Here is an 11,928-nt window from a genome sequence, read left to right as displayed (position 1 = left end):
TCGCCAACGGATTCCGTTCCGCCCGGTGCCAACCCTCCAAGCGGGCCTCCGCCCCCGTCCGTCCCCATCCCCAGGATTCATGGCGTTACTTTTGCGAATCAACTAAATAAAGATTTTTGCAAATCCCTCCTCCTCAATTTCCTCACGGAAATCGCAGTCTAAGTGCATGCAAACCACCCTGTCTCTCCATTTTATGCCAATCCGTTCCTTCATCGCCTCGAAATTCCCATGTCCGGAATCCCTGGGCGCAGATTTGGACGTATCCAGATAGAGCCGGGCCAGACGGCCTGATTTCAGCTCATCCACAATTTCATGGCTGACTAAGCCGCTGTCGCCGCTGTAGTAGACAGCCTCATCCTGATCTTTGATCCGGTATCCAAAACAGCCCATGGAAGGGTCGTGAAACACCGGCTGGGGAAGGATCGTAAGGCCCTGGTTTTCAAGGGTTCCTCCCATGAAATCGTAGATATCTACGTTGATTCCGCTGAGTTCAAGATACTTTTTTAACCGCTCATCCGGATAATAAACCTTAACTTTGCGGTTTCGTTTAAACCAGGAATAAGCGATCAGCTCTCCCAAACTGCCTATATGATCCGTATGCATGTGTGTGATGAACACGGAAACGGAAGGAGAACTTTTATACTCTTCCAATTCATAAACTTTGTGAAATACATCCTCCCCGCAGTCCAGCAGGTAAAAATCCCGTCCATGCAAAAACCAGGCGGATGTGTTGCCCAAAGGCGGATAAAACGCCGCCCCAAACCCTAAAAACCGCAGATTAATCATAGGTTATCACCGGTGCTTTTAAGATACCTGAAGGCCTCAGGCAGTATTCATATGACCATGCACAGCCCGTGGTCCGCCAATAATCAGGCGCCGCTTTATTATCCCCTGAATCGCAGTTATGGAGCGCGCCGAATGTATTGATCCTGTTTCCAAACGCCGTTATCTCAATACACGTTTCTCCTTTCTCAACCGGTTCTGTTGTCAGTTCATATGGGGAAAATGCTATAATTCCCTGTTTCCGCCCCTGATAATCCACGCGGATTAAAGGGGATGAAAATTTATTGACTGCGACTGTCAGAGGCGTTCCCTCACCTTCCAGGGAAATATGATAGATTACATTTCCTCCGTAAAAAGGCAGTCCCTGTACGTTCCAGTCTCCGAAACGCAGATGGCGCACAGGTTTGGTCACTGCGGCGCCTGAGCCGGATACCTTCACTCCGAAATCTCCCAGCAGATAAACCGCCTCCAGATTTGTGCCGTCATGGAACCCGCGCACCAGACAGAGTTCATTTGCTCCTTTTTCCAGCACTCCCAAAGGGATTGTTCTGATTCTCCGGTCCACATACCAGCCGTCAGAATCCGCAGTGACCGGATAGCCATTCCAAAATACCGTAGTTTCCTCCAACTGTTCCAACGCCAAACTCACATGATCAATTTGGCACTCAGACCAGATGTAATAGCGCAGTTCGATTCTATGCTCCGGTTCCTGGTGTTTTACACCATCGCTTATGCGGCTCCACGGCTGAGGCCATGCCTCCATGCGAAGCGGGCAGCCCAGCTTTTTTCTCAGCTTATTATCGATTCTGAGTATTTCCTCATTCTTCTGCCACGGCTGTCCGTCAAATGAATATTCAGGCATATCCAGAACCAGGACATTTGGTTCCGTCAGCGTTACAGGCACTTCTTTGCAGTATTCCACCTCCCGGACCGGTCCGTCTGCCCTCTTCAGCTCATTTGAGACCAGTTGAGCCGGGCAAGGCCTATTTTCTTTTGCAGGCGGAAGGCCAGCGGACGTTTCCCGGGTAAAGGGTATTAATTGAAGAAGAAGGCTGTCATGCTCAAAGAATTTCACTTTGATTTCCGTTTCCTTGCCGGAATGAACGCAGTCATTTTCTTCCTCAGCCGTTCCATTTAATGCATTCATACGGATACATTTAAAACAACCCTTGATCCTGAGTGTCAGATCCTTTGGAACAGCCAAATCCTTTCTCCCGGGGTTATTCTTATGGGCCAGGAACAACCACCTCATATCCCCGTCTTCCCTGATCTGGCAGATTAAATCCTCCGCCCTTTCAAAGTCACCGTAAAATGCCTCGATATCCGCAAATGCCCCCAATTCCCGGTAAAGTTCTGTTTTAGAATCAGGAATAACCCGGCACTTTTCTGCCAAATGCCTGACTGCCTCAGAACGTTTCCCCTCTATCAATTCAGGGATTCCACCCATGAATACAATCTGTCCTCCCGCCTTCCGAAACTCCTCTAATGCCGTCAGCGTCGTGGATCTCATGGTCTTCATATATGGCACAACCACGGCCTGATATTCCATCTCTCCGATTGCCAGGCCATTTTCACCGCTCCCATTATATAGTTGCGGAATCAGGGATTCCGAGATAAAGTCGAAATCCAGGCAGCTTCCCAGCAGCCAGGCCGTCAGGCGGAGGAACTGTCCGTCCAGTTCCTTGACCGCTTCTCCGGTCTTCTCCATAGTTCCCCAGAGGGTCCAGCAGCTTTCCACCGGATGCAGTACGCCGATCTTCACCCCGGCCCGGCCCCGGCTCATAACCATGGCTATCCGGGCAAAATAATCCTCTATTAATTTATATTCCTCATACCAGGGCGACTGATAGAATATGGACGCAGGATAATCCCGTTTCGCCTCACCCTCCATTGATGTCCAGGCAAGATGAGGCGCCCTCACTGTCACGCCCAATGCGGCCTGCCAGTCTCCCTGAAGCTTATGTCCCCTGAAATCAAAGTCCCAGTTGGTAACTCCGTACAATTCGCTTATCATGGCCTCATAACCGCATTGGTGAGCAATGCTTTGGGCCTGCTTTGCTGTGGTAAATTCACGCCTGTCACATAAAATGTCAATTCCCGGAATTCCAAACCCCGGATAAGACCTCATGGCCTCCCCCACAAACTCGGTCTGGGATGACAAAAGAGGTTCCTTCATCAAATGTCCGGTCAATGCGATCCCATGTTCCCTGCACCACTGCCCGATCTGTTTCGCATAACTTTCGGCAAACAACCGGCTTACCAGATCATGATAACAGTACCTGGCCTCCGATTCCATGTCCTCCCTGTCATAAAACAGTTCCGGAAGGCGGTCCAGAAGATCAAATCCATATTCCTCATAAAACCGTTCAGGCAGACGGTCCGTAAATGGCATGATGATCTCTTTGCGGCTATCTATGCTGCCCGCCCTCTGCTTTGGCGTAAACTGGGGTTCATCTGTGAAAATGCCAGGCACCGCATTGCCAAAGTCCGCCCCCAGGCATTCCCGGTACTTTTCGTAGGTAATATCTATAAACTGTTTAACCGCATCTGGATTCAGGGTATCTGTATAGGACTGGCCGTTAAACCATGGATTATCGCCGCATATCTCCAGATATGCCCACCAAATATTTTGCATTTTTTCCATTTCATCGGCCTTCGCCTCAGGCATAACTGTTTCCGTCTCAGGCTTTCTCATCTCAGGAATTCCCGCCCCAGGCATTCTGCCTCCGGCATTTTTCGCCCCGTTTTCATCTTCAAGAGATACCCCTTCAAGCCTCTTATATCCCTTCAAAAACCCGTTTTCCCCTGTCACCAGGTATTTCCCCAGCAGTTTTCTCTCACCGCTTCTTACCGCCGAAGCCGTGGATGTCTTTTTCCCCGTCTCCGGTATCTCTCCGTCCGAATAGGGTTTTGGGGACCACACCAAAAACCTGGACCGGTACTCATGGTTACAGGTTACAAGCCCGCCGGCAAATCCCGACGGCCAGCGGTCTTCATCGTAAAGCCAGGCGTGAAGCCCCTGTTTTTTGGCCTGCTCATTGGCGTAGGAGATCATTTCCATGAATTCATCCCCCAAATAGGGCAGATTCATCCCCGTTCTGCTATGTAAAAATCCGCCGCCCATTCCCATTTTTTTGAATATTTCCAGGCAGAAATCCACGTCCTCCCGGGTCATTTTCGTATTCCATGCCCAAAACGGCACGCCCCGGTATTCGGCCGGCGGGTCCGCAAACTGCCTCATGGAAAATTCTTTTTTGTTATCTTGATACAGCATACCTTCTCCTTCCTGTTCAGGACAGGCTGTCAATGTATTCCGACGGTGAGATCCCGGTTACAGCCCGGAATATCCGGCTGAAATAAAATTGATCCTTATAGCCCGTCATCATAGCCACATCCTTAATAAACATCTGGGGATTCCGTTCCATAATTTCCTTTGCCCGTTCAATTCTCACATTTCTCAGATAAGAATGAAATGCCTCCATCCCATGTTTTCTGAATATGAGGTTTAAGTAAGACTGGGACAGCCCAAATTCCCTGCAAACCGACGATACGGTGATATCTTCCGACAAATGTTTCCGTATATAGTCCTTTATCGTCTCCAAAAACTCCGGGGAATCCAGTTTTACGGCCTCCTTATCCTCCCGCCAGTACCGGACAAAAATGCTCTTTAAACTATCATACAGCTCTTTTGGGCTTCCCGCATCATAAAATGCGTCTTCGAACATCATTTCATCTTCAAACACGTCTCCCCGGTAGTTCAAATACTGCTGAACCTTTGCTGCGATCTGCCGGACAAACCGTTCAAGGCGAAGCTGGGGGTATTCCGCTTCGCCTGCATTTTTTATGAAATCCCAAAGCGTCTGCAAAAACATGGCATAGTCCTTTTTTTCCAGGCTCCGTTCCATGCTTTTCATCGCTTCCCGGCTGTATACTTCTTTTACAGGGCCCTCTTCCGCCCCCTTTTCCACAGACACCATAAAGTTCTGGGTTACACCTATGGACAGGCGGCTGTTCAGGCTCTTATACAGGCAGGAAATCGCCTGGCCCAAGTCTGCCGTTTCCACAGAATGGGACATCATCACCGATGTCACAAAACATCCGTCCTCATTTCTGCGCTCCGCTTCTTTGGCCATCATACGGCTGAATTCCGCGCCGCTCAATGCCTTGGACGGGCAGATGTAGAGGGCTTCCCGCTCATCACGTCCATATACAAATATGGTATTTTCCATCTCCGATATCAATTCAATCTCATACGTTCCTGTAAACCGTCTGGGCAGCCCGTTCTCCCTGATTACGGCCAGATAATACCGTTCTTCGGGAAAATATTTCCGTATATTATCCCTGGCGGCCAGATATGACGTGGGGCGTTCTCCTGACCGGCCTGACGCCGCTGCTCCTTGCGGCTCCCTGGGCTGGCCTTCCGCAGCCGCTCTCCCCGGCTCCCTGGACTGGCCTTCCGCCGCCTCCCTCCCCGGCTCCGTTAACACAACCTGCCCCATGACCATGGCCCGCACCAATCGCTTTCTCTGTTCATAAATCCTCTGTTCCAGAACCTTCAATACAGGCGCCACCGCCGCTACGAAATTAGCCGGCGTCATGGGCTTTAACACATAATCGGACACCCCGTATTTCAGCGCCGCCCTCACATATTCAAACTCCTGATAGCCGCTGACTAAGACAATCTGGGCCTCCTCGTCCTCCTCTTTTATGGCTTTCACCATATCAAGCCCGCTCATCACCGGCATCTTCACATCGCTGATTACCAGGTCCGGCCATAACAGGCGGTACTGATCAAGCCCCTCTTTTCCATTTTCCGCAGTTCCCGCAATGGTTAGGGACGGACATTTCATTTTAATGATATTGCAGATATAATCCAACGCACTGGGCTCGTCATCCACTACCAGCACACGAAACATACGAATCCCCCCTGATGATTGTGTCCTATATTTATAAACCTTCTGGCTCCGCAAATGGAGCCGCTATAATCACTGTAGTTCCATTTTCCGATCCATTGATCTCAAATTCAACCCGGTCGCCGAAAAACAGGATCAGCCGGGCATAGGTGTTCAAAAGCCCCATGCCTCCGATCTCCATTTCCACCACCTCATGTTTGTACATGAGATTGATTTTCATCTCTTCCATTTCCCGCCTGATCTTAGAAGCGGTTTCCGGCCTTATGCCTTCGCCGTTGTCCCGGAACTCCATCATCCACCGGCCCCCGTCTTCGGAACACCTTCCTGTCACAGTAACCTTCATCACATCAATGCTGCCGTTAAACCCATGCTTGATGGAGTTTTCCACAATCTGCTGGAAGACGATTTTCGGCACCATCTGGCCTTTCAGCTCATTTTCAACATCAATCCTGTACTCAATCTTATGCTGGTATCTGAGCTTCATGAGATACAGGTATTGGTTCAAATAATCCAGTTCATCCGCAATGGACGCGTACCGCATTTTATTGCCCGTGGCGTAACGGAGCATTCCCGATAAACTGTCACAGATATCGCAAATGGATTCATCCCCCAGCGTCAGCCCTCTCGAAGAGATCACATTCAGCACATTATGAAAAAAATGAGGGTTGATCTGGGCCTGGAGCAGATCATAGCTGGCCTGGAGCTGGAGATAAGAAAGGTTCTTTTCATTGGTTAACGATTCCTTCAGCCGCTTTAAAAGGCGTTCATAGGCATCGGTCAGCGCCCGGATTTCATCCACGCTGTTCTCAATATGTATCCCCTCTTCCATGTTGTCAAAACTGGCCTGTTCCATCTGCCTGCGCAGTTCATTGATGGGCCGGGCCATATTGACCGATACGCGGATAATAAAGAATACAAATAACCCGGTAAACAGCAGAATAATCCAAAATGCCATCCATAAAAAGCCGGACATTTTCTTTAAAATGACCCCCTGGTCCTCAGAAAGCAGAATGGTAACGCCTGTCAAATCTGAGTATACGGATGAAATGATCTCGTATTTTCCGGTTTCCGGGTTTTTCACCTTCATGATCCCATTATTTTTTTCCATTCCCATTTTCCGGTAAAATCCGGAGCTCTGGGCATTTTCGTCCCCATAGAGGAACTTTCCGCCGTCAAAGACAGCCGTCACCCGGATATTTTCATCATAAATATCAAAGATTTTATTAAGCGATTCCGCCGTCTGCTGGACTTCCAGATATCCCAGCCGATATCCCAGAATTTCGCGGATAATTCCGTACACATCGGGCTGGTATTTCAGCCCCCAGGGGTCCGTATGGGGCGGGATCAGCATAGTCTTCCCCCGGATTCCCGTGGCCTCCTTGATCCATCCCCGCTGTTCTGTTGGAATGGATTCCCGGATTTTCCGGTTGTCGAAGTCATAGCTGGCAAACAGGTCCCCATGCTCATTATAGATGAGAACCCGGTAATAATTTTTCACAATATGATAGGTGTTGAGGCGTATATTGATAGTTTTTTTCGCATCCAGCCGGTAGTTGTTATCGTTCAGAACCGTGGATAAAATTTTCAGATTATCCAAAATCGCAGGATCGGATAAAAGGGATTCCGTAGCCTCCTGCATGGAACTGTATTCCAGCTCCAACTGCTTCATCATCTGCCCTGTCAATGTGGCCAGATAGGAGTACTCCTCCGCAACATACCGTTTTTTCGAAGAATGGTAATACAAAATGCATATGACCATCACGGAAATGCACAGAAGCACCACGTAATTCAACAATATTTTTTTCTGAAACCTCATATCCCCACCTGCCCTTTGTTATTCCTATCCCTTCACGGCTCCTGCCGTCATACCGTCAACGATCTTATCATTCAGTATAAAGAATATTATCAGCATAGGCAATACAATCAGGATAACATCTGCAAATAACAGGTTATAAGAGCTGGAAAACTGCCCGATAAAGCTGTATAACGTCAGCTGCAGAGTCACATTTTTCGTCCCCGGAAGGAAATAAAGAGGATTCATAAAATCGTTAAAGACCGAAACCAGATTCAGTATGCTGACCGTCGCGCTCACCGGTTTCAGCAGCGGAAATACCACTGTCCAGAAGGTCTTCCACTGGGAACACCCGTCAATATAACTGGCGTCCTCCAGTTCAATGGGAATCGAGGACATAAATCCCCTGTAAAGCATGACGGTAAACGGCGTATGCAGCGCAACCTCGATCAAAACCATTCCAACCATGGTTTTATAAAGCCCTAAACTCTGAAGAATCCAGATCGTAGGCATGATCGCAGGCGGCACCATGAGGCCGATTAAAATTAACGCATTGGCCGCCGTCATTTTTTTATCGCTCCGCCTTTGAAGCACATAGCCGGACATGGATGAAAATATGATCAGCAGCAAAATGGAGCAGACCGCCAAAATGAAGCTGTTTTTATAAGCCCGGATCAGCATATAGTTCTGTTCCTGTATTACCTCTATAAAGTTCTCAAAATGCAGGGATTCCGGGAGGGAAATGCTCAGTTTATTGGCTGATTTCCTGTCCTTCAAGGAGTTGACCAGCATGAACAGGAAGGGTATCACAAAGATAAAAAATCCGGCTATAACGCCCGCCGACGTGGCCATCAGGCATTTTACATTTTTCTTTTTCATACGATTCACCACCTATTCTTCCCGGCTGATTAAGAACTTCTGCAATGGGTACGCGATCAGGCCGATCACAACCAGCATGATCACATTTCCGGCTGTGGACAAACCATAATATCCAGCCGCAAACTGCTTATATACAGAAAGGGCGATTACCTCTGTCGCCGTGCCCGGCCCGCCTTCTGTCATCGCCTTAATGAGGTCAAATGTCTTCATACCAGTCACCAGCGCCAGAATGATAACGGAATTCATGGCAGGCCGGCACAGCGGCATGGTGATATATCTGAGAAGCTGGGACCCCTTAGCCCCATCCACCTCCGCCGCCTCATAATAGGTGCGGTCAATGGCCTGAATGCCGGATATAAAGATCACCGTCGCCACGCCAAGCCCTTTCCACACATCAGTCCCGATGATGGAATAAAGCGCAATATCCGGGTTTCCCAGCCAGTTGACGCTGCTGCCGCCAAAAAACCTGATCACCTGGTTGATCAGCCCTCTGGAAGGGTGCATCAACGCGCTGAACGTAATTCCCACCGCTACGGAACTGACCAGATGAGGGAAAAATACCACCGATCTCAGGGTCCTTTTCAGCTTAATATTACCGGTGAGGTAAACCGCCAGCAGAAACCCTAAAACCACCTTAATCCCGCAGGTGGAAAATGAGTAAATAAACGTGTTCACAAGGCTGTGGCTCAACGCCTTGTCTTTCATAAACAGCCTGAAATTCTCAAGCCCTACAAATGTCACATCGGTAAAGCTCCAAACCGTAAGGCTGAAATAAAATGAAATCACAAGAGGAATGATAAAAAGTCCCGTAAAAACAATTAACGTAGGCGCAAGAAACCATCCTGAGTACCTTTTTTTCTGTTTCAAATCCTTTCACCTGCTTTCTATATAAAAATAGCTCCGGAGTTCGTTTAAAAATAAGTTTCCACTAAATGTATGTCATACTCCGGTGCGGCGTTCAATTTTATTCTCACATTTCCTGCCTCCATTAAGCAGAAAAAGACTGCCTGCAAATACCTTCCAGGCAGTCTTTTTATTATCTGTTACTTCCAGTCAAGCCCCAGCTGCAATGCCTGCAGTTTGCAGTCTTCATCATATTCAGCCGCCGCGTCTTTGCCGGTGGTCAGGCCGGAAATCAGTGACTGAGTGATTGTAGAACAATTGGCCCCTTTTACAGCAGTCTGGAATTCCATGGCAACTTTTGTCTTGTTATTATCAAAATACGCCTGCATGTCGTTCTTTACGCCGTCATAAGAATTTTCAGGAAGGGAATATCCCTTAATGCAGTAAGGTCCGTCAGGAAGGATCGCGCCTGCATAAGCATTTAACGCTTCGTCCGAAATATAGAATTCCATGAATCTGAGAATATCGTCTTTTTTCTCGGAATTCAAACTTCCGTAAAGGGAGTTGGGCATCCAAACGGTTAAACCGTGATCGTCCGCATTGTCCCCGGGAACTCCGAATACACCGATTTTGTTAACCGCTTCCTCGCCGTACAGGGAGTAGATATTGGACAGCGCCTGGGTTAAACTGATCCAGTGAGCGCCTTCTCCGTCGGCCAGCATATCACATGCCTCGTCATAGGTGGTTGCGGTGTGGCCTTCCTGTAAAAATGGAATGACGTCCTCGTATTTTTCCCAGCTCTTCAAAGCTGCCGGGTCGGTGGCGTATTTGGCGTTTCCTTTTTCAAATTCACTTACAAAATCAGGATTTGCAGATGCCACATTATAATGGTCGCCCAGGAATAATACCTGTGTCATGGACTTTTTAGCTGTAGAGCTGATATAAGCCGTATGGCCTGCCTCTTTGATCTTCTCACAGTTAGCGATGAAATCAGCCCAGGTGTGGGGAACTTCCAGCCCCAGTTCTTCATAAATCGGTTTGTAATACATCACAGCGCCTGCCTGAGTGGAAGCAAAAGGAACTCCGTATACAACGCCATTTACCGTAACGGAATCTTTGTAGGTATCATCATACTTTTCAATAAACGGCTGATTCGTCAGGTCAATAAAATATTCAGCCGGATTTAACGCGTCCAGAAGGGACCCTGAATTATAAACCAGAAGATCCGTCATTTCCCCGGATGCCAGCCTGGTCTTCAAAACGCTGTCATCCACCTTATATTCAATTTCAATGGTAATCCCCAGTTTTTCTTTAGCCAGATCGCAGACTGCGTTAAGCCCGTCTAAGGATACATTGTTGTCGATCAGCAGGGACAAAGTCGCTTCTTTAAACTCCCATTCCCCTTCCTTCTTCTCCGCTTCTGTGGTTTCCGGCGCCTTTGTTTCCTCAGCCGCTTTTGTCTCTTCAGCCGCCTTGGCGGTTGTCTGGGCAGGCGCGGAAGTCGCAGGCGCCTCCGTCGCATTCTTCGATGACCCGGAACATGCGGCAAGACTTGATGCCGCCATAGCCGATACCAGTGCCAGTGCAATCATTTTTTTACTTTTTTTCATAAAACATGCCCTCCTTTGTCACACGGTCTCTTAGATAATTTTATCTTAACACAGGGGGCATTAAAACTACATGGATAAAACGCCAGAGGGGGATGTAAAAATAAAAAGGGATTAATTGGGATTTAAGTGAGAACGTAACGCAGAAAAGCGGGGAGGGCGGACGGCGGGGCAGAAGACCGGAGAGGGGGACCGGGGAAAACCAACGCTACAGGGGTCTGATTCCAACCATTAAGTGGAACTAAGGCTTTCAGCAGGAAAGAAGGCGGTCCGATGCCCATTCACGGTAAACTCCTGATGACTTTACCGTTCAAGGGCATCTCAGAAACTGATTCGGAATTCAGTTTCTGCCCGCCTTCTTTCCTGCTGAAAACCTAAGTTCCACTAAATGGTTTCCACATGACCCCTGTAGCGTTGGTTTTCCCCGGTCCCCCTCTCCGGTCTTCTGCCCCGCCGTCCGCCCTCCCCGCTTCCCTGCTGGTTTTCTCTGGCTAAAGTAATTAGAAGCAAATTTAACATAAAGGGCGAAGGCATTTTCGAAAATGGCCTCACCCTTTAATATAAATCCCCACACCACTTAACATCAACCCTCAAGGCATTTTTGAAAATGCCTTGACCTTTTACTGTTAATCTCCACGTCAGTTACTTAAAATATCTATGTCATAATCTGCACGAAATACCAAACAACGCCTCAATCAAACGCGTCTTTGCTTTTTCTACATTCCTTCTCCAAATCTTTATTTGGGCGATTGGCCAAAGTTACGCCTGAAAATAAAAAAGTTTTTGGGAGGAGAGGAGTAGAAAGAGCAAAGAAGCGTTTCGGTGAGGAGGCATTTAGTAATCCGTGTTGGTTTGGCGAATATGACATGGAGATTTGATGTAAATGGTGACGGCATTTACATCAAAGGGTGACGGCATTTTCGAAAATGCCTTGAGGGTTGATGTTAAATCATTTTTAATTACTTGAGCCAGAGAACACCAGCAGGAACGCGGGACGAGGGGACGGACTGGAGGTTTGGATGGGGGCGGGGCAAGGGGAATCCTTCGGGGATGAAAGCCATCTGGAAACCGTTAGTGAAACTTAGGCTCCAGGGATAGAAAAAGACGGGCA

Annotated in this window: 7 protein-coding genes; all 7 read right to left on the bottom strand. The window is 48.3% G+C overall.

The features are described from left to right. Positions 1 to 102: 102 nt before the first annotated feature. Positions 103 to 786 (bottom strand): MBL fold metallo-hydrolase, encoded by a 684-nt coding sequence (locus GPL15_RS15930; protein WP_215699676.1) that lies wholly within the window; start codon positions 784 to 786, stop codon positions 103 to 105. Then, positions 779 to 4,057 (bottom strand): hypothetical protein, encoded by a 3,279-nt coding sequence (locus GPL15_RS15925; RefSeq protein WP_215699675.1) that lies wholly within the window; start codon positions 4,055 to 4,057, stop codon positions 779 to 781. The genes GPL15_RS15930 and GPL15_RS15925 overlap by 8 nt, the downstream gene beginning before the upstream one ends. A gap of 16 nt (positions 4,058 to 4,073) precedes the next feature. Then, positions 4,074 to 5,699: a response regulator gene (locus GPL15_RS15920; RefSeq protein ID WP_215699674.1), complete on the bottom strand. Its 1,626-nt coding sequence runs from the start codon at positions 5,697 to 5,699 to the stop codon at positions 4,074 to 4,076. Positions 5,700 to 5,730: 31 nt separating this feature from the next. Beyond that, complete coding sequence (locus tag GPL15_RS15915) at positions 5,731 to 7,512, bottom strand: histidine kinase (protein ID WP_215699673.1); 1,782 nt, start codon at positions 7,510 to 7,512, stop codon at positions 5,731 to 5,733. A gap of 24 nt (positions 7,513 to 7,536) precedes the next feature. Next, positions 7,537 to 8,367 (bottom strand): carbohydrate ABC transporter permease, encoded by an 831-nt coding sequence (locus tag GPL15_RS15910; RefSeq protein ID WP_215699672.1) that lies wholly within the window; start codon positions 8,365 to 8,367, stop codon positions 7,537 to 7,539. A gap of 12 nt (positions 8,368 to 8,379) precedes the next feature. After that, positions 8,380 to 9,234 (bottom strand): sugar ABC transporter permease, encoded by an 855-nt coding sequence (locus GPL15_RS15905; RefSeq protein ID WP_215699671.1) that lies wholly within the window; start codon positions 9,232 to 9,234, stop codon positions 8,380 to 8,382. A 176-nt stretch (positions 9,235 to 9,410) separates the two neighbouring features. Continuing rightward, positions 9,411 to 10,820 carry an extracellular solute-binding protein gene (locus GPL15_RS15900; protein WP_215699670.1) on the bottom strand — a complete coding sequence of 470 codons (1,410 nt, stop codon included), beginning with the start codon at positions 10,818 to 10,820 and terminating at the stop codon, positions 9,411 to 9,413. Positions 10,821 to 11,928 lie beyond the last annotated feature (1,108 nt).

The sequence above is a fragment of the Clostridium sp. MCC353 genome (assembly GCF_018785315.1).
Classification (GTDB): Bacteria; Bacillota; Clostridia; order Lachnospirales; family Lachnospiraceae; genus CHH4-2.
The sequence above is the reverse complement of the archived record's forward strand: the minus strand, read 5'-3'. Positions and strand labels throughout refer to the sequence as shown.